At 59.0% G+C, this 19367-nt stretch carries 19 protein-coding genes and 1 pseudogene; 13 read left to right on the top strand and 7 right to left on the bottom strand.

The features are described from left to right. Window positions 1-85: 85 nt before the first annotated feature. Window positions 86-1231, top strand: a complete 1146-nt coding sequence (gene lldD, locus ACWIKB_RS22940; RefSeq protein WP_475269556.1) for an FMN-dependent L-lactate dehydrogenase LldD — start codon at window positions 86-88, stop codon at window positions 1229-1231. 156 nt (window positions 1232-1387) lie between these two features. Here the strand turns inward: lldD and ACWIKB_RS22935 are convergent, their stop codons facing one another. From ACWIKB_RS22935 to ACWIKB_RS22925, 3 genes are all read right to left on the bottom strand, one after another. After that, a complete protein-coding gene (locus ACWIKB_RS22935; RefSeq protein ID WP_475269555.1) occupies window positions 1388-1756 on the bottom strand; it encodes a DUF427 domain-containing protein in 369 nt (122 codons plus the stop codon). A gap of 267 nt (window positions 1757-2023) precedes the next feature. Further along, the gene (locus ACWIKB_RS22930; protein ID WP_475269553.1) at window positions 2024-3433 is read right to left on the bottom strand and encodes a serralysin family metalloprotease; all 1410 of its coding nucleotides are present in this window, start codon (window positions 3431-3433) and stop codon (window positions 2024-2026) included. A 149-nt stretch (window positions 3434-3582) separates the two neighbouring features. Then, a complete protein-coding gene (locus ACWIKB_RS22925) occupies window positions 3583-4416 on the bottom strand; it encodes an oxidoreductase (protein WP_475269552.1) in 834 nt (277 codons plus the stop codon). 208 nt (window positions 4417-4624) lie between these two features. On the opposite strand from ACWIKB_RS22925, the pseudogene ACWIKB_RS22920 reads away from it, so the two are divergent. Both ACWIKB_RS22920 and ACWIKB_RS22915 read left to right on the top strand, forming a co-directional pair. Continuing rightward, window positions 4625-5525 (top strand): annotated as a pseudogene (locus tag ACWIKB_RS22920) (AraC family transcriptional regulator). A 75-nt stretch (window positions 5526-5600) separates the two neighbouring features. After that, window positions 5601-5930 carry a DHCW motif cupin fold protein gene (locus tag ACWIKB_RS22915; RefSeq protein WP_475269550.1) on the top strand — a complete coding sequence of 110 codons (330 nt, stop codon included), beginning with the start codon at window positions 5601-5603 and terminating at the stop codon, window positions 5928-5930. A gap of 102 nt (window positions 5931-6032) precedes the next feature. Here ACWIKB_RS22915 and ACWIKB_RS22910 read toward each other — a convergent pair whose 3' ends face one another. After that, entirely contained in the window at window positions 6033-6923 is an 891-nt protein-coding gene (locus tag ACWIKB_RS22910) for a LysR family transcriptional regulator (protein ID WP_475269549.1), read from the bottom strand. A gap of 114 nt (window positions 6924-7037) precedes the next feature. Between ACWIKB_RS22910 and ACWIKB_RS22905 the strand changes: the two genes are divergently transcribed. From ACWIKB_RS22905 to ACWIKB_RS22875, 7 genes are all read left to right on the top strand, one after another. Beyond that, window positions 7038-7937, top strand: a complete 900-nt coding sequence (locus tag ACWIKB_RS22905; RefSeq protein ID WP_475269548.1) for an NAD-dependent epimerase/dehydratase family protein — start codon at window positions 7038-7040, stop codon at window positions 7935-7937. Between the two features lie 203 nt (window positions 7938-8140). Then, window positions 8141-10090, top strand: a complete 1950-nt coding sequence (locus ACWIKB_RS22900) for a DNA topoisomerase III (RefSeq protein WP_475269547.1) — start codon at window positions 8141-8143, stop codon at window positions 10088-10090. 78 nt (window positions 10091-10168) lie between these two features. Then, the gene (locus tag ACWIKB_RS22895; protein ID WP_475269546.1) at window positions 10169-10798 is read left to right on the top strand and encodes a glutathione S-transferase family protein; all 630 of its coding nucleotides are present in this window, start codon (window positions 10169-10171) and stop codon (window positions 10796-10798) included. Between the two features lie 48 nt (window positions 10799-10846). After that, window positions 10847-11365, top strand: a complete 519-nt coding sequence (locus ACWIKB_RS22890) for a GNAT family N-acetyltransferase (protein ID WP_475269545.1) — start codon at window positions 10847-10849, stop codon at window positions 11363-11365. A 494-nt stretch (window positions 11366-11859) separates the two neighbouring features. Beyond that, a complete protein-coding gene (locus tag ACWIKB_RS22885; RefSeq protein WP_290029078.1) occupies window positions 11860-12189 on the top strand; it encodes a hypothetical protein in 330 nt (109 codons plus the stop codon). 241 nt (window positions 12190-12430) lie between these two features. After that, on the top strand, window positions 12431-13915 hold the full coding sequence (locus ACWIKB_RS22880) for an esterase/lipase family protein (protein ID WP_475269543.1): 1485 nt from the start codon (window positions 12431-12433) through the stop codon (window positions 13913-13915). Between the two features lie 35 nt (window positions 13916-13950). Then, window positions 13951-14370 carry a hypothetical protein gene (locus ACWIKB_RS22875; protein WP_475269542.1) on the top strand — a complete coding sequence of 140 codons (420 nt, stop codon included), beginning with the start codon at window positions 13951-13953 and terminating at the stop codon, window positions 14368-14370. Between the two features lie 3 nt (window positions 14371-14373). On the opposite strand, the gene ACWIKB_RS22870 is transcribed toward ACWIKB_RS22875, so the two are convergent. Together ACWIKB_RS22870 and cynR are read right to left on the bottom strand one after the other, a co-directional pair. After that, window positions 14374-15420 carry an MBL fold metallo-hydrolase gene (locus tag ACWIKB_RS22870; RefSeq protein ID WP_475269541.1) on the bottom strand — a complete coding sequence of 349 codons (1047 nt, stop codon included), beginning with the start codon at window positions 15418-15420 and terminating at the stop codon, window positions 14374-14376. A 53-nt stretch (window positions 15421-15473) separates the two neighbouring features. Beyond that, the gene (cynR, locus tag ACWIKB_RS22865; RefSeq protein ID WP_475269539.1) at window positions 15474-16367 is read right to left on the bottom strand and encodes a transcriptional regulator CynR; all 894 of its coding nucleotides are present in this window, start codon (window positions 16365-16367) and stop codon (window positions 15474-15476) included. Between the two features lie 124 nt (window positions 16368-16491). Between cynR and cynS the strand changes: the two genes are divergently transcribed. The 3 genes from cynS to ACWIKB_RS22850 all read left to right on the top strand — a co-directional run bounded on the left by cynS (window position 16492) and on the right by ACWIKB_RS22850 (window position 17969). Beyond that, the gene (cynS, locus tag ACWIKB_RS22860) at window positions 16492-16959 is read left to right on the top strand and encodes a cyanase (RefSeq protein WP_054050366.1); all 468 of its coding nucleotides are present in this window, start codon (window positions 16492-16494) and stop codon (window positions 16957-16959) included. Between the two features lie 79 nt (window positions 16960-17038). Beyond that, window positions 17039-17275, top strand: coding sequence for a DUF2790 domain-containing protein (locus tag ACWIKB_RS22855; protein ID WP_475269538.1), 237 nt, complete (start codon window positions 17039-17041; stop codon window positions 17273-17275). 34 nt (window positions 17276-17309) lie between these two features. Further along, window positions 17310-17969 carry a carbonic anhydrase gene (locus tag ACWIKB_RS22850; RefSeq protein WP_475269537.1) on the top strand — a complete coding sequence of 220 codons (660 nt, stop codon included), beginning with the start codon at window positions 17310-17312 and terminating at the stop codon, window positions 17967-17969. Between the two features lie 3 nt (window positions 17970-17972). On the opposite strand, the gene ACWIKB_RS22845 is transcribed toward ACWIKB_RS22850, so the two are convergent. Then, window positions 17973-19304 carry an aminotransferase-like domain-containing protein gene (locus ACWIKB_RS22845; RefSeq protein ID WP_475269536.1) on the bottom strand — a complete coding sequence of 444 codons (1332 nt, stop codon included), beginning with the start codon at window positions 19302-19304 and terminating at the stop codon, window positions 17973-17975. Window positions 19305-19367 lie beyond the last annotated feature (63 nt).

The raw sequence follows: 19367 nt of genomic DNA, 5'->3' as shown, positions 1-19367 counted from the left end.
CATGGACATGCACAAGCCAGTGGCATTCTTGATATGACCGATTCGACGCACCCCACAGCCCCGCCACTCCCCAGACCGAGGCCCCATGATCATTTCATCCGCATCCGACTACCGCGAGGCAGCACGCCGCAAACTTCCCCGATTCCTGTTTGATTACATTGATGGCGGCGCTTATGCCGAGCATACGTTGCGGGCCAACAGTGCCGACCTGACCGGCATCAGCCTGCGTCAGCGCATTCTGAAAAACGTTGAAACCCTGAGCCTCGAAACTACCCTCTTCGATCAACCGCTTTCGATGCCGATCATTCTGGCGCCGGTCGGCCTGACGGGCATGTTCGCCCGCCGTGGTGAAGTGCAGGCGGTGAGAGCAGCGGAGAACAAAGGCATTCCGCTGTGCCTGTCCACCGTGTCGGTGTGTTCGATTGAGGAAGTTTCGGCGCAAAGCCAGCAATCAATCTGGTTTCAGTTGTATGTGTTGAAAGACCGAGGCTTCATGAGAAACGCCCTGGAGCGGGCGAAGGCCGCCGGGGTGAAGAATCTGGTGTTTACCGTGGACATGCCCACGCCCGGCGCTCGCTATCGGGATGCGCATTCGGGCATGTCCGGCCCGTTCGCTTCGTCGCGGCGCATGCTCCAGGCGATGACCAAACCCGACTGGGCGTTCAACGTTGGCGTCATGGGGCGGCCGCACGATCTGGGCAATATCTCAAAGTACCTGGGCAAAGCCGTCACTCTCGAAGACTACATGGGCTGGCTGGCCAACAACTTCGACCCATCGATCAGCTGGAGCGATCTGGAGTGGATTCGTGAGTTCTGGAAAGGCCCGATGATCATCAAAGGCATTCTCGATGCTCAGGATGCAAAAGATGCCGTGAGCTTTGGCGCGGATGGGATCGTGGTGTCGAACCACGGTGGGCGGCAGCTGGATGGCGTGCTGTCGACGACCAAGGCGTTGCCGCCAATCATGCAGGCAGTGGGCAATGATCTGACGGTGCTGGTGGACTCGGGGATTCGCTCGGGGCTGGACGTGGTGCGGATGCTGGCGCTGGGGGCGAAAGGTGTATTGCTGGGGCGCTCCATGGCTTATGCCTTGGCGGCCGATGGTCAGCGCGGGGTGGAAAACATGCTGGATATTTTTGCCAAGGAAATGCGGGTGGCCATGACGTTGACCGGGGTGACGTCGATTGGGCAGATTGATGAATCGACGTTGGTAAATATGTATAGAAACTGAAGCCAACCTTTGTGGCGAGGGGGCTTGCCCCCGTTGGGTTGCGAAGCAGCCCCAAAAGAACGGGACTGCTGCGCAGTCCAACGGGGGCAAGCCCCCTCGCCACAAGCAAGCCCCTTCACTACAAGCAAGCTCCCTCGCAACAGATCAGCGCCTCCATCACTCAAAGTTTTCGATGATCTCGAACTTCACTTGATCCGGATAAAAAGCCACATAGCCACGAATCTGCTCCACAGACACCTTCGGATTCTCATAACTCCACACCGCATTGGCACCCTCGTGCCCCGGAACCTGCAGACTGAAATAACTGGCATCGCCCTTGTAGGGGCAATAACTGGTGTGATCGGTACGGGCAAAATACTTTTCGTCGATGTCTTCGCGCGGGACGTAATACACCGGAGGATAGTTGGCCTCAAGCAGAACCAGCGACCGGGCGGAGGCGGCCACCTGTATACCGTGGAACTTCACCAGCAGGCAGCCGGGTTGCTCGGCGATGGTGATGACAGGACTGGGACCGGAGCTTTTCATGGATTTCTCCTGAGTCATGGGATGAACGTATCCCTGTGGCGAGGGAGCTTGCTCCCGCTGGGCTGCGAAGCAGCCCCGAAATCTGAGACCTCGAACTGTCAGGTATAACCCAAATTTCGCATTCACGACTGCTTCGCAGCCGAACGGGAGCAAGCTCCCTCGCCACAAGATCAAAAGATCGCAGGCTTCGCCAGCTCCTACAGGTGTACGCGTGACCCTGTAGGAGCTGCCGAAGGCTGCGATCTTTTGATCTAGCCTTTGTTCAAATCAAGCAACGATATCCGTCACCGCCGCCTGCCCCACCGTCCCCACCGCAAAATCCACCGCGCCATGCCCGGTCAAATCCACCATCAAACTGGTCTGATTGGTCTGCGCAAAGTATGTGAGGATCGCGTCGCCGGCATGCCCGGTGAAACCGCCAACAAAGTTCAACGTCGCCGAGCCCGAAGCAAACTCGGCAATCCCCGACAGGTCGATCTTGTCCTGGCCGCTGGTGAAATCCATGATCCAGTCCGGTGCAGTCATGGTCGAATCGCTCGCCGCACCAAACACAAAAGTGTCCGCCCCCGCCCCGCCCCACAACGAATCACCACCACCGGCACCGTAGAGGATGTCGTTGCCGGCCCCGCCTTCCAGAATGTTCGCCACCGCGTTGCCGATCAGCAAGTCATTACCCGAACCGCCGATGGCGTTTTCCAGGGTTACGCCGTGTGCGATAGAGACATTGCCGACTAGGCCGCCGATGTCGGAGAACGAGCCTTCGTTGAGGTTGATCTTCTGGTTCTGGCTGAAACCGGAGAAGTCCAGGGTGTCATTACCGCCGCCGTCCCACACCGAAAACACCACTTTCGACGCTGCCGAAGTAGCGCTGTAGAAGTCCCGTTCGGCGTTGGAATTGAAGCCGTAGACCGTGTCGCTGGAACGGGTTTCCAGGTTGGCGCCGTAGAGTTTCTGCACCGCGACGATATCGTCCAGCAACGGAGCCGAGGCGTAGGCGCCGCTGCCGTCCTTGCTGAAGTTCTGATGCGTGTTGCTTTCGCTCCAGTAGCTCATGAGGCTGTAGCCACGAGTGTCCTGAGCGTAAGTCACGTCGTTGTAGGTCGGGTTGCCGTTGCCAGCGTTGTAGACGCCAGGGTGCGACAGCCCCAGGGTGTGGCCGATTTCGTGAGTCAGGGTCTGGCGCCCGTAATTGTTGGTGTCCGGGGTTTTATTGACCTGATATTGATCGTTGATCATGTACCAGGACTGGCCGTCGTACTGGCTGCCCTGGGGCAAATAGGCGAACGCCGCGCCGCCAGTGTTGTTGCTGTAGTTGCCGAAGGTCATGTGACCGTCGCCGCCAGCGCCTTCGCTGAACGTCACATTGGCCACGTCCGACCAGGATTGCATCGCCAGCACGGCCTGGGCTTTTTGCTGGGCGCTGAATTCGCTGAACGTGCCGAGGGCCGGGTTGTAGTTCGCCGGTTTCGAAGTCAGGAAGGTGTAGCTGAGGTCGATCTTGCCGTCGGTATTCTGGTCGTGCCAGGACGCGCCCTTGCGCAGGATCTGGTCCGCCGCCTGATCCGCAGTGAACGATGGCTTGCCGTTCACCAAAGCGCTGCCGCCCCGGTCGTACAAGTGGCTAAAGGTGTCGACTGTCGAATAGGCGTCACTGGCCCGGGATAGTGCTTGAGACATCGCTTACGTCCTTGTTCAAAGTAGTCAGTTTCCGACAGACCACGGCGATCCCTTGGCGAGATCGTCCTGTCACTCGCCCCATTGATGGCACGGTGAAACTGACACAGCTTGAAACGTGGCGCTAATCAATTTCTCGATAGCGCAGCTGTTCAACCATCGGTGGATCGAGTCACCGCCTCCCACGCCTCAATCTCCTGCGCCATGCTCGCCAACCGCTCACGCACCAGCTGCAGGGCATCGCTACCCAGCAACAAATGTGCGGGCGGTGCGTCGCTGGCGATCAAGGCCAGCATGGCGCGCGCAGCTTTCACCGGGTCGCCCAACTGCTTGCCGCTCTTGTTCTGGCGCGCGGTGCGGATCGGATCGAAGGTCGCGTCATAGTCAGCGATGCTGCGCTCTGAGCGGCGCATCGAGCGCCCGGCCCAGTCAGTGCGAAACGAGCCCGGCGCCACTGCCGTGACGGCGATGCCGAACGGTTTGAGCTCCTTGCTCAAGGTGTCGGAAATACCTTCCAGGGCGAACTTGCTGCCACAGTAATAAGCGATGCCGGGCATGGTGATGAAGCCACCCATGGAGGTGATGTTGATGATGTGTCCGGCCCGGCGCTCGCGGAAGAACGGCACAAATGCCTTGGTCACGGCCACCGCGCCGAACACGTTGACGTCGAACTGCTGGCGCATCTCTTCCAGTGCCGACTCCTCGAAAATCCCTTCATGGCCGTAACCGGCATTGTTCACCAATACATCCACCGGCCCGAGGGTGCTTTCGACCTCGGCGACGACGGCATCGATGGCGCTGAAGTCGGTGACATCCAGGCGACGGCCAAAGGCGTTTTTCGAAGGGTGCTGTTCAAATTCGATGCGGGCCGTTTCATTGCGCACGGTGCCGATTACCCGGTGCCCTGCGGCGAGGGCCTCGTTGGCCAGGGCCCGGCCGAAACCGCTGCTGACGCCGGTGATGAAGAGGATTTTTGATGCGTTCATGTTCTCGATCTGCCATGGGTTGTGAGGTTGTTGACCATGATAGGGATGCAGCGGTGACGGCTGAACGCCGATAACTGTGGGTCTTTTGCCTGATCCTATGAGTCGATTGCTTTGCGGCGCGCAGCGGTTCACATTCAGGCCCAGTGATATCGAACGGAACAGGCATGTGAGCGATTCAAGGGTTGATCAAAACAATGACCAGCAACGGATGATCACGCTGCTGGCGAAGCTCGCACCGGAGGAAGGCTACAACCTCACGGCACTGGCCGATGTGCGCTTACTGCGCTCCAACCGGGCGCTGGAACGCACGCCGGTGCTCTACGACCCTGGCATCGTCATCGTCTGTCAGGGACGCAAGCGCGGGTACTGGGGCGACGCGACTTACCTCTACGATGCCCAGCACTATCTGGCCGTTGCCGTGCCGGTGCCGTTCACCATGGAAACCGATGCCAGCGCCGAGGAACCGCTGCTGGCGATCTATTTTCATCTGGACTTCAACCTCGCCGCCGAGTTGATGTTGCAACTGGATGAGGCCCCCACCGCCGAGCCCAAAGGCATGTACGCCTCGCCGATGGAGCCGCGCTTGAGCCAATCCGTGTTGCCGCCTGCTGGAAGCCCTCGACTCTCCGCTGGACGCCCGCCTGCTCGGACCATCACTGGTGCGGGAAATTTACTACCGAATCCTCACCGGCGCCCAGGGCGGCTCGATGCGCGCCGCCCTCGCCGCTCGCGGACAATTCGGCCGCATCTCTCGGGCCCTGCGCAAGATCCACGGCAGCCTCAATGAGCGTCTGGACGTCGAGCACCTGGCCTCGGAAGCGAACATGAGCGTGCCGACCTTTCACGCGCACTTCAAAGCCATCACCCATACCTCACCGATGCAGTACCTGAAATCCACGCGTCTGCACCAGGCACGTCTGTTGATGGTACGCAGTGGCTACAGCGTGGCGATGGCGGCCTCCGAAGTCGGCTATGAAAGCGGCTCGCAGTTCAGTCGCGAGTTCAAGCGGTTATTTGGCCGCACGCCAACCGATGAAGTGGCACGAATGAAAGACTCATTTGCACTGCCGCCGCCGGTGGAGGACTCGGTGTTTGTGTCGTCGCATTAAGCCATTTCATGACCTGCCGCCTTCCGTTACAGTGCCGACCCATCGCTTCGGCATGATCACACCCTGGAGAGCAAAATGGACATTGCAAACATCCCCTTTGGCACCACTGACTGGACCCACATCGAACCCACCGAACACCCGGGAGAAACCGGCAGCGCTCTTTGGCGCACGCAGCAGTTCGGGAATATTCGGGTGCGTATCGTTGAATACACGCCGGGGTACCTGGCCGATCACTGGTGCTCCAAGGGCCATGTGCTGCTTTGTCTTGAGGGGGAATTGCATACTGAATTGGACGATGGTCGCCAATTCGAGCTCAAACCCGGCATGAGTTACCAGGTCGCGGACAATGCTGAAGCGCATCGGTCCTCAACGTCCACTGGCGCCCGATTGTTCATCGTCGACTGACACTCAATGTAGGAGCGGGCTTGCTCGCGAAGAGGCCGGTACATTCAACATCAGATTCGCCAGACACTCCGCTTTCGCGAGCAGGCTCGCTCCCACAGGGTTTCAGTGTGTAAACGGCGTATGGGTCACAAAAAACTCGATAAACACTCGCAGCTTCGGCGGCACTTGGCGACCCGAAGGCCAGAGCAGATTGAACTGCCCCTTCTCCCAGGTGAAATCCTCCAACACCTCCACCAGACGACCATCGGCCAACGCCTCGCGAACCACAAAGTCGGCGGCATAGGTAATGCCGAGGCCCTGCACTGCAAGGTCCATGCGCCCTTCTACCGAATTGCAGATCATTGAACGAGGCAGTTCCAGCTCAACAGCCTGATCGCCACGATTGAACAACCACGTCTGCAACTTGCCGGACTTGGGAAAGCGAAAATGAATGCAGGCATGCTGGTGCAAGTCTTCCGGTTGTTGCGGCACTCCTCGGCGGGCCAGATACGCCGGCGATGCAACCATGAGCATGCGGTAAGTGCCCAATGGCCGCGCCGATAACCCGGAGTCCCGGGGCACTCCGCTACGGATAACCGCATCGAAGCCCTCGGTAATGACATCGGTCAGGCGGTCGGTGAATTCAAGGTCCAGCTGAATATCCGGATAGCGCGACTGAAACTCTCCGAAAATACACACGAAGGGTTTAGCGATCATCGGCAAGCTGATACGCAACGGCCCTTGGGGTAGCGACACATTCTGCGAAAGCTCCTCGCCCGCCACTTCCAGCTCCGCCAGCACCCGTCGACAACGCTCGACAAACTGCGTGCCTTCAGCCGTCAGGGTGATGCTGCGAGTACTACGGTGGAACAGCCGAACGCCGAATTTGGCCTCCAGCCGCGCGATGCTTTTGCTCACCGCCGAGGCAGAAATACCCAACGCCCTGGCGGCACCAACAAAGCTGCGGGCTTCGGCGGCGGCGACGAATACGCCGATGGCATTCAGACTTTCCATGAGGCCTCCAATGATGACTCCAGAGTCCATTCTAAACAGAACTGCAGCCTATTTTTCCGCCTATTGACCCGGACTAAGGTGGGTGTTCGCTCATCTTTAAAGGGTTCTTGCTTAATGAATATCTTCCTGACCGGCGCCAACGGCTTCGTTGGTGGCAGCGTTGCTCATCGGCTGATGGCTGACGGGCACTCGATTCGTGGACTGGTTCGCGATCCACAGAAAGCCGAACAACTTAAAGCGCTGGGCATCACGCCCGTGATCGGCAGCCTCGATGACCACGAGTTACTGATGGCTGAAGCGCGCCGCGCCGAGGCGGTGATCGATGCGGCCAACAGTGACCATGCCAGCGCCGTCGAGTCGTTCATCGAAGCGTTGCAAGGCACGGGCAAGCTGCTGATTCACACCAGCGGCTCCAGCATCATTGGCGATGACGCCAAAGGCGATTACCTGTCCGCGAACATCTTCGACGAAGACACGCCGTTCATCGTCGACCCGCTGAAACAGCCGCGTTACAACATCGACCTGCGCCTGATGAAAGCCGCCAGCGAAGGCATTCGCACGGTGGTGATCTGCCCAAGCAATATCTACGGCGTGGGCCACGGCCTGACCGACCACAGCTTCCAGTTGCCATTCCTGATGGCCCGCGCCCGGGAGACCGGGGTGCTGCGGATCATCGGCAAAGGCGTCAGCAGTTGGTCCAACGTGCACATCGACGATCTGACCGAGTTGTACGTGCTGGCCCTGAAAAAAGCCCCGGCCGGCGCGTTCTATTTTGTCGAAAACGGTGAAGCGTCCTTCGCCGACATGGGGCCGGCCCTCGCCGAACGCATGGAGCTGGGACCGGTGCAGTCCTGGTCGGTGACGGAAGCGGCGCAACATTGGGACCCGATGCACGTTCACTTCACTTTCGGTACCAACAGCCGGGTGATCGCCAAACGCGCACGGGCGGAACTCGGTTGGGCGCCGCGTCATTCATCGATTCTGGACTGGATCAAAAACGAGATGCCGCTATGAACAGTTGCCGGGCGTTCACCGAACCAGGTGTCGAACCACACCTCCTAACACGGCTGGCAGAAGGAAAAGCAGTGGCCCGGCCCTGATCCTCAGTCATCATCGGCAACCTTTTATCTGTATATCCATACAGATAAAGGTTGCTCCAATCAAAATCCCTGCGCATTCTGTTCACCTTCTTCAAACCGACTTGAACGATGGTGGTTATGCAGCTGTACCTCTGTGAAAAACCTTCCCAGGCCAAAGACATCGCGGCAGTACTCGGCGCCAAACGCCGCGGCGACGGTTGCTGGCTGGGAACGAACGTCACGGTGACCTGGTGCATCGGCCATTTGCTGGAAACCGCGCCACCGGATGCCTATGACGCGCGCTACAAGCGCTGGGTGCTGGCGGACCTGCCGATCATCCCTGACAAATGGAAGATGACCGTCAAACCGCGTACCGCCAGCCAATACAAAGCGGTCAAACGCTTGCTCGGCGAGGCCACTGAACTGGTGATCGCCACCGATGCCGACCGTGAGGGCGAAATGATCGCCCGGGAACTGGTGGAACATTGCCGTTATCGCGGGCCAATCCAGCGGTTGTGGCTGTCAGCGCTGGACGATGCCTCTATCCGCAAGGCCCTGGCGGCGCTGAAGCCGGGGGCCGAGACGTTCAGCCTCTACCACTCGGCGCTGGGTCGCTCCCGGGCCGACTGGCTGATCGGGATGAACATGAGTCGGCTGTTCACTTTGCTTGGGCGACAGTCCGGTTACCAAGGGGTTTTGCCAGTCGGCCGAGTACAAACGCCGACCTTGCGGCTGGTAGTGGATCGGGATCGCAGCATTGCCGATTTCGTTCCCGTCGCCTATTGGGCCATCGATGTGCAACTGCTGCACGATGGCACGGCATTCACCGCACAGTGGCGCGCAGCCTCCGATGTTTGCGACGATCAGGATCGCTGTCTGAATCAGACCCTGGCGCAGCAAGCGGCGGCAGCAATGAGCAGCGCGACGAGCGCCCGGGTGATCAAGCTGCGCACCGAACGCATGCGTGAAATCGCGCCGTTGCCGTTCGACCTGGGCACCTTGCAGGAAGTCTGCTCGAAGAAACTCGGCCTCGGCGCCCAGGAAACCCTCGACATCGCCCAGGCCCTCTACGAAACCCACAAACTCATCACCTACCCGCGCAGCGATTGCGGCTACCTGCCCCTGAGCCAGCACAGCGAAGCCCCCGGCATCCTCGCGGCGCTACGTCAGGCCGACCCGAGCCTGAACGCCTTGAACGAGCACCTTGAGCCGCAGCGGCGCTCGCGGGCCTGGAACGATGCCAAGGTCAGCGCTCACCACGGCATCATTCCCACGGCAGCGGCGAAAAACCTCGAGCGGCTCGCGGGCAAGCAACGGGCGGTCTACACCCTGATTCGTGCGCGTTATCTGGCGCAGTTCCTGCCCAACCATGAATACGACCGCACCCAAGCTGACTTCGACTGTGCCGGGGAAGCCTTGCGCGCCGTGGGCAAACAAATTGTCGAACCCGGTTGGAAGCGTGCCCTGCCCGAGGCGTTGGCGCCGGCCAAGGGCCGTGAGGCGCCAGCGCCACAAACCTTGCCGGCGCTGGCCGAAGGACGCGATTGCGCGGTGGCAGACGTCAATCTCAAAGACCTCTGGACCCAACCGCCCAAGCCCTTCACCGAAGGCGATCTGATCAAGGCAATGAAGAACGTTGCCAAACTGGTGGAAGACCCACTGCTCAAGCAGAAGCTCAAGGACACCACCGGGATCGGCACCGAGGCGACCCGCGCCTCGATCATCCAGGGCCTGCTCGACCGTGGTTACCTGGTGAAGAACGGCAAGGCCCTGGCCGCGACTCCGGCCGCGTTCAGCCTGATCGACGCGGTGCCCCGAGCCATCGCCGATCCCGGCACCACTGCGATCTGGGAACAAGCGTTGGACATGGTGCAAAGCGGCGAAATGAGCCTGGAAGAATTCGTCACCAAACAAGCGGCGTGGATGAGCAAGCAAGTCGCCCGTTGTGCGGGCCTGAGCATGACCATCAGCGGACCGGCGAGCCCGGCCGGTCGCGGCGCCACGCCGTGGAAGAAAAAACGCAAGAGCGCCCCGCGCAAGCCCGCGACCGGCACTAAACGCGTCGCCAAACCGGTGAGCAAAGCTTGAGGGCACTTCGTGAAGTCCCGGATGGTCTAGTGTTGCTCAAGCCCGGCGATCGCCCCACTTTCTGAAAAGGCCCCGACCATGATCATCGTCCATCACCTGAATAATTCCCGCTCCCAGCGCATTCTCTGGCTGCTGGAAGAACTGGCTATCCCCTACGAACTGAAGCTCTATCAGCGCGACCCGAAGACCAACCTCGCGCCACCGGAATTGAAAGCCATTGATGCCTTGGGCAAATCGCCGGTGATCGAAGACGGCGCGCAGAAGCTGATCGAATCCGCCGCGATCATCGACTACCTGATTCGTCGTCACGGCCAGGGTCGCCTGCAACCTGATCCATCCACCGCCGACTACGATCAGTACGTGCAGTGGCTGCACTTCGCTGAAGGCTCGGCGATGTTGCCGCTGATGCTCAACCTGTACGTCGGCAAGCTGGGTGAGGCCGGTGCGCCACTGCATCCGCGGATCAACTCGGAAGTGGCCAACTACCTGAGCTACCTCGACACCGCACTGAGCCAGTCCGACTATCTGCTGGGCGATGAATTCAGCGCCGCTGATATCCAGATGAGTTTTATCGGCGAGATCGCCAGGGCTCAAGCCAAGTTGGGTGACTATCCTCATATCGCCGCTTGGGTTGAACGTTTCCAGGCGCGTCCGGCTTATGTCGCCGCGTTGAAAACAGGCGGCAAGTACGACTTCGCGCCCCACTAAGTAATCACGTCCGGGGCCAGGGACGGCCCGTAGAATCGGGAGCTCGCCATGCCTGCCATAGAACTGCACGCCGCCCAGCGCGACGAATTGGAGACGATTGAAAACCTCATGCAGTTCTACACTTACGACTTCAGCGAGTGGCTGCCGCTGAAGCTTGGCGAGCATGGCCTGTTCAATATCCAGCCGAAGCTCGACTACTGGCGCAAACCCGCGACTCGACCGTTTTTGATCAAGGTCGATGGTGAACTGGCCGGGTTTGTGACCGTCGATGGTGACATTCACGTCGCTGGCGCCGAGTTAAACATCGGCTACTTTTTTGTTAGCCGACGCTTTCGTGGCCAAGGTGTCGCGACGTTTGTCGTCTCTGCCCTCTTGAGCCGATTGCCCGGTCGGTGGCAAATTTTTCACATCGATGCAAACCAGCCTGCGCAGCGGTTCTGGGCGCGTGTGATCCCGGTTCTCACCCACGGAGAATTCACAACGCATCAACTGGAGGTGGACGGCTATCCGTGCACGTCCTACTGCTTCACAAGCCCCCGCCTAAGCCCTCCGGGCCACCCTTCCTAATTCCAAAAGCACTTTGTCCGACAATATGTAGTGACTAAAAATAATCACTACATAACCGTTGACGCCGTCGATTTGCCCTTGCATGATGCAGACGTCTCCCCGATCGGGAGTACAGGCAACACGTTTGAGCAAGCTCGTCTGACCGCCGAGCTGTTTTTCCCGGATACACGCTGCCCACAAGGCAGATTGAAGAAGCTGACCTGGCCCGAACGTCCAGTACAAGGACGAGAAGCGCTGGCGAAACGATCTCATGACGCTTGTGGCCGACCCTGAAAACGTCGGCAGTGGCCTCCAGGTTTCGCCGCTTCTCTTCGTTGTGACGCTATTGCGTAGCAGTTATTCAACACGACTACATGCAACAGACGCGGGACCCCGTCAATTTGGCGGCTGAACGCTGACGTCCTGGTTTCGGTGCCAGGGATCAACTAACCGATGGGCTACTTGTATTAGCGAATCAACTTTGAAAGATCACCAAATGGTCAAGGGGCTTAATTATGAATCTGAACAATCAACCCACTATCGATGAACTGGCTCGTATGTTCGCTGCGCAAAAAGACAGCCACGACAGCCATATCCTGTGGATCAGCAAGTCGGGCCAGGTGCATATGGACTGCCTGTCGCCCCATGCTCACGAAGAAGAGTTCGACAAGAACAACCAGAACTTGCTGGCCCGCCTGAAGATGTACCGTCGCGGCCAGGGTTACGTCGGCAAGAAAGCCGCGGCCGATAAGGACTTCATCGGTAATGTTCTGCAGACTCTGAAACAGGCGTGGGCATCGATGCAGAACCAGAACGAAGTTCGGGTGATTGATCGGTTTTACTGAGTCACGCAAAAATCCTTATTAACCACAGCATTTTTTAATAAATAAAAAGGCCCGCCTCCACTTAAGGAGCGGGCTTTTTTTTTGCCCGGAAACTGATGTCACCTAATGATAAGACCCCTACTGTTACTTGGGCTTTACAGCTGCAGACACACCATCAAATAAACTTGGATCCATGGCGAGCGGTTCAAAAAATGTGGTCTAGAGTTGCTGAGAAATACACGCTGTCCAGGAGGCTATAAGCATGGCTGACATCATCGTTGACGGTAGCAATAACCCTACTCAACTCGGCGACGGTTACGCCCTGCATGCCCCAGGATTGTCAGGCACCGTGAGCATTTCCACTCCCGTCAAGATCGCTAGTAGAGGAGCGGAATTTTCCCTGACGCTCGGTTCAGCCCTGGATCAGGCCATGGACAGAGCGAATATGCGGGAAGTTAAAAGTTTCACACTGGATCTCAAGGCGGGCGCTTCCCCTTCTTCGTTAGCGCTCTTTACTGACCACGTTAAGCTCGAGCCCCCCGCTCCAATTCCCGGTTTCGCCCATGTGCTGCTGTCAGTTGATGAAGGAGGGGCGAAACAATGGAGTTTTCCTGAAAATGATACGTTGAATGGACAACCCGCCAACATCGCAGGGGTGACATACACAGTTTTCCGCATCCCGTACGTCACCCCCAAATCCCCTGCGGAAAACGGTGAGATGGAACCTTATGGTTTCGTCAGCACGATCATAAAAAAAACGCTGACGGTGCTGATCTACCCCATTGCAGATGCAGTGCTCGGGATGCCGATCAAATCGGCCGTGAAAAGCTGGGAACAGCAGAACCGCCCCTATCGACTGCGTAATTTCCTGCTAAACAATGACGGGGAACTGCAAACAGCTGACTGGCAGCGGTTGGCCAGCGGACGCGCATTGCTCTATGTGCACGGCACCTTCAGCACCGCAAAAGCGGGTTTCGGCGAATTGGCAACCAGGAGTGATCTCGAAGCGAAGTATGGCGGACGGGTTTTTGCTTTCGATCATCCAACGCTCTCGGAAAGCCCTCTGGATAACGCCAGGTATTTCTTCTCGAAGGTGCCCAAAGGACTAAATCTGGATGTAGATATCATCTGCCATAGCCGCGGCGGGTTGGTCAGCCGCTGCCTTGGGGGGCAGGCAAAAACGTTGAGAACGCCTTACTCGCCCTTTCGGGTGCAGCGCCTGGTCATGGCCGGCGTGCCAAACAAGGGCACGCAGTTAGTCGATAAAGACCACATGGTTGAATACCTTGATCGCATGACCACCTGCCTCGATATATTCCCGGACAACGGTGTCAGCGAAGTGCTTGAAGTCATTCTTACGCTGGTCAAAATCCTCGGACATACCGCGCTGGAAGTGCTCGATGGCCTGAAAGCAATGGCGCCTGGCGATAACTCCTTTCTGACCAGCCTCGACAAATCGCCAATTCCCGACTGCACCACCTATGGCATCGGCTCCGACTTCGAACCGAAGGATTTCAATCTTCAAGCCGCGTTTTGCACAATCGCAGACTCAATGGCCGACCGGATTTTCGGCAATTTGCCAAATGACCTGGTAGTACCGGACGACGGCATGCGTACCTGGGGCGGGAAGGATCAAGTCCTTGACGAAAACTATCTCTACTTCGCCAATGAGAAACATGTCGCTCACACCCGGTATTTCAATCAATCCGAAACCGCCGAAAAGCTACTTGAATGGCTCAAGGGATAACCCACCGTTTCCCTCTCAATGACAGGAGTCTCGCCATGAACGACATCGCCCACCCTGCACCACCCGGCGCAACCACTCACCTGGCGACCATCAGCATTTCCTCGCGCGCCGACTGGGTCGACACGTTGTTGGTGCAACAGGGCGCGCGCTACTTCTTCCGGGCCAGCGGCACTTGGTGGGACGCCTGGAACCGCTGCGACGCCAATGGTTATGACCGTGGCTATCTGGAGCATTTCAAGGATCGCCTGCGCTGCAAGGCCAGCGATGCCACCTGGTTTACGTTGGTCGGTGGCATCGCCCGGCTGGATGAAAGTGTATTCGCCCTGGGTGATGGTTCACGTTGGCCCGAAGGCTGGATTGCGCCAGCCTCAGGCCCACTGACTTGCTTTGCCAATGACATGCCCGGGCTCTATTGGAACAACCTTTTTTCGGTCGATCTGGAAATCTGGCAATAACGCTCAATTGCGATGCGACGACTGTGCAGGCGGCAGCGCAACATCGGTCAAAGGCGCCGGCATGTACACGGGCACCCCGGGGCCTACCGTTGAGCGAACGACGGCCACCATCGAACGCTCATCCTGCCCTCCCAATATTTGCGGATGATGGGGATCGTTGCCGAAGAAATCCTCCCAATGCCCCAGCAGGACCATTCGCGGTTTTGTCCATTCGAGCAACTGCTGCGGATAGTGATCCACCTGAATCCACGACCCCACGCACAAAATCTCGACATCGATGCCTTTGCCATCTTTGATGACCGGCGGAAAACCATACGGAGGTGTGGCTGCAGAATCCTGATAGTGGATGCGATACACCGTGTGGCCATCATCGTCGAGCAGATCAATCAGCCAGGCCATCGTCTGCCCGGGTTTCCAGCGCCATAACGACAACGGCGTTTCTGTCAGATCTTCGTAGTAACTGCCCGGAATCAGGTTGATACCCAACACATGCCCGGCGTGCTCGCTCTGGATGGGCATGGCCCGCAGATGTGTACCGCGAGAATAGATCCACTGACCGATCTGGAGCGGTGCAACGGGGTGAGCGGGGTCTTTGAACGTTGCCATGGCGGGTTGCGCATCGACGATTTTCATCGGGTCCATCATTGCCCGCAGCATGTGCGCGACCGACGTGGAGCCGTAGACAAACGCTTCGGGCGTGCGTATTTGCATAATCCATGGCACATCCAGCAGATGATCATAGTGACCGTGGCCCACCAGCAGCATGGTGACGTCGCTCGCCTCTGGCATCAACCGGTCGATTTTCTGTTCGTCGGCCGCCACCCGAAGCGGCGGTATACCCGGCAGGCCAAAGAGCGAAGGGTTACTGAACGAAGGCGCCAGCAATAAACCTTCCCCGCGCCAGTGCAACAGCCAGCCACCGACACCCAGGAACTCTATCTTCGGCTCGGCCAGCCTCTTCTGCTTCGAGATCTCCAACCCTTGCTCTTTGGGGTCCTGAGCACAGCCACCGATCAACATCAGCAACATGATCATCAAGATTGCCGGCATCTTCGCGCTCCTCTGCGAGGCTCACTGAAGATTAGCGGACACTCCCCGAAACGTCAGACGTGCGCTTCGACAGAATGGAGACCCAACACCAACTCCACAAACGCCAACGCCGCCGCGCTGTGATAGTTGTTCCGGCGCCGCAGCAACGCCGCCCCTCGCTGCGGCGCCTCACCCTGCAGCGCAATCTTGCGCAACGCACGATCTTCAGTCGCAATTGCCTCGGGCAAAATCGTCGCCACCGCCGTATGCCGAATCACCTCCAGCAGGGTGCTCACCGAGTTCACCTCGATCACCACTTTGGGCGTGATGGCTTGCTGGCGGAAATATTCGTCGATGGACGAGCGGGTAATGAACTCCGGCGCCAGCAACGCGAACTCCAGTTGCGCCACCTCGCTCGGCGCCAACGTGCCCTGGCTTTCATACAATGGATGATCACGCCCGACCATCACCCCAAGGGTTTCTACGAACGCAGGGATGCACTCGATCTCGGGGTTTCGCACCGGCGTAAAAGCGATGGCGATGTCCAGTGAGTCGTCTGCCAACCCGGCTTCGATGTCGTCCATGGACAACTCGAAAATCTCCAGGTGGATGTTCGGGAAGCGCGCCACGTAATCGCGCACCAGCGGCCCCACCAGGTACGCCATGAAGGTCGGCGTCATGGCCAGGCGCAAGGTGCCGCGGGACAAGTCCTTCACGTCGTGCAGCGCACGTTTTCCCGCCTCCAGTTCCACCAGCACCCGTCGGGCACATTCGATGTAGGCCTCGCCGGCATCGGTAGGCTTGACCGTGCGCGAGGTGCGGTCGAACAGACTCACGCCCAGGGTTTCTTCCAGTTGCCGGATCTGTTGGGACAGGGTCGGTTGGGAGACGTGCAGCGCTTCGGCGGCGCGGGTGAAGCCGCCGTGGTCGGCGACCGCAATCAAGTAACGCAAATGTCGGAGCAGCATCGGAACACCATCTATAGGCTGTGCTTATGCGCGGCATTGTATATCGGTCTTGGACGCTATGGATCAATCGGCAGAAGATTGCTCCACACACAGCAACAACCCAATCCGATAAAGGAGTCACACCATGCAACAGTCCCACGCTTACAACGATCAGAGTCTGGCCCTGACCACTTCGATCCTTGATGCCAAGGCGCGCAAAAACCTGTCCTGGCAGGACCTGAGCGACGGCACCGGCCTGAGCCTGGCTTATGTCACCGCCGCCCTGCTCGGTCAGCACCCGCTGCCTGAAGCCGCCGCCAAAGTAGTCGGCGACAAGCTGGAACTGGACGCTGACAGCATCGCCCGTCTGCAAATCATCCCGCTGCGCGGCAGCCTGGCCGGTGTGCCAACCGACCCGACCATCTACCGCTTCCACGAAATGATCCAGATCTACGGCACCACGCTCAAAGCCCTGGTTCATGAGCAATTCGGCGACGGCATCATCAGCGCGATCAACTTCAAGCTGGACATGAAGAAAGTCGAAGACCCGGAAGGCGGCTCCCGCGCCGTGATCACCCTGGACGGCAAGTTCCTGCCACTGCGTCCTTTCTAACTCAGTACCGGCCCGCGCTTATCTCGCGGGCCTCTCCCAAAAAACGCACAGGTCACCACATTCGACTGGAGGACACCCCATGAAAAAAATTCTGTTCGCACTGTCGCTGATCGCCGGCCTGGCAACCCAGGCTCAGGCTCAGGACAGCGCCGTCGCCTACCAATACGGCATGGATCTGGACATCGCTCAGGTCGTCAATATCACCCCGGTCGCCGATGTCTGCGGCCCGGCACCAGTGGAGATGACGTACCTCGACTCCAAAGGCGCAACGCACATTTTGCAGTACAGCGAATTCGGCACCGGGTGCTCAAACTGAGCCACCGCAGTTCATCACTTATGAGGAAGCAAACATGAAAGCGCTCATCGACGGTTTTTTGAAGTTCCAGAACGAAGCCTTCCCGCAACGCACCGACCTGTTCAAACACCTGGCCACCACCCAGCACCCGGGCACGTTGTTCATCACCTGTTCCGACAGCCGTGTAGTGCCGGAATTGCTGACCCAACAAGAGCCCGGTGAGCTGTTTGTGATCCGTAACGCCGGCAACATCGTGCCGTCCTACAGCCCGCATCCGGGCGGTGTCTCGGCCACGGTTGAATATGCGGTCGCCGTACTGGGCGTCACCGACATTGTGATCTGCGGCCACTCGGACTGCGGCGCGATGACCGCCGTGGCCAAGTGCAAATGCATGGATCACCTGCCTGCGGTCAGTGGCTGGTTACAACACGCCGAGTCGGCCAAGGTCATCAACGAATCGCGGCCTCACGCCAGTGAAGCAGCCAAGGTCAGTTCGATGGTGCGCGAGAACGTCATCGCGCAACTGGCCAATATCCAGACTCACCCGAGCGTGCGCCTGGCCCAGGAAAAAGGTCTGTTGAACCTGCACGGCTGGGTGTACGACATCGAAACCGGTTCGATCGATGCGCTGGATGCGGACAGCCGTAGCTTTGTGTCACTGGTCGAACACCCGACTACCTGCGCGGTGTATGCCAAGGCTGCGCAAGTCGCCTGACAGCTAAAAGTAAGCCCCGACCACCTGCTTCACTGTCCCCAACGCCTGGCGCAGCGAGTCCATGTCCACCGACCCCAGTGCTAGACGGATCGCATGGGGGACATGGACCGAGGTGGCAAACGGTTCGGCGGTCGACACCGACACCTGTTCATGCAGCAACGCCACGGCAATCTGGTCCGCCCGGGCCTCTTCCGACAAAGGCAGCCAGACAAAGTAGGAAGACGGATGGCGCACGTAGTGCAAGCCCGCCAGCACCTCGTCGACCACCGCTTGCCGGGCTTGGGCATCCGCGCGTTTCTGCGCTTCCAGCAGAGTGACAGTGCCATCGTCCAGCCAAGCGGTGGCGATGGCCGTCATCACGCCGGGTGTGTTCCAGGTGGTGGCCCTGATCGTGCGCTCCAGCGCCGGCACCATCGACAAAGGCGCGGCGACAAAACCGACGCGCAACCCGGTGGCGATGCTCTTGGATAATCCGGACACATAGACCGTCCTTTCGGGCGCCCATTCCACCAACGGTGGTGGCGGCGCTTCAGCCAGAAACGCGTAGGCCGCGTCCTCGATGATCAGCAAATCATGCAGGCGCGCAATCGCCACCAATTGCTCGCGCTGATCGGCGGCCATCACCCAGCCCAACGGATTATGCAAGGTCGGCATGCTGTAGACGGCGCGCACCGAACGGCTTCTGCAGAGTTTTTCCAGCGCTGCGAGATCAGGCCCGGTCTCCGTCACGGGGATCGGCACCACTTCAAGGTGCAGCGTCTCGGCCAGCACCTTGAACCCCGGATAGGTCAACGCGTCGGCGGCGATCACGTCACCAGGTTGCAGCAGCGCCATCATCGTCACCGCCAAACCGTGCTGGGCGCCGCTGACGATCACTACTTGTTCCGCCGCCACCGTCAGTCCGCGTGTCAGCAGATGCCGCGCCACCGAGGCCCGTTCATGCAGGCGTCCGGCATGGGGTTGGTAGCGCAGATGAGCTTCCAGGTCACCGGACAACGCCAATTGGCGCAAGGCCATGCGCAACAGATCGGCCTGGCCCGGCAACGCGGGATAGTTGAAATTCAGATCGCGCATCCCCGCAACCACACTGGGCTGATGCACACCCAGACTCGGTGGCAGCGAAGTCTCGCGGACAAAGGTGCCGCGCCCGGTTTCGCCACTGACCAGGCCCATGGCTTCCAGCTCGGCGTAGACCCGACTCGCCGTGACCAGCGCCAGCCCTTGCGTGGTCGCCAACTGTCGATGGGTCGGCAAACGCGTGCCGGGTGGCAATCGACCTGAGCGGATATCGGCGGCAAAGGTGTCGACCAACGACTTGTACCGGGAGCGCGGCATCGGGAATGTATCCATGACAATTTTTTGATTGTCTTGATCTTCGGTCATAGGATGCGATTAAAG

The sequence above is a fragment of the Pseudomonas sp. 5Vm1k genome (assembly GCF_056161485.1).
Note: the sequence above shows the minus strand (reverse complement) of the source record. Positions and strands in the feature narration are given on the sequence as shown.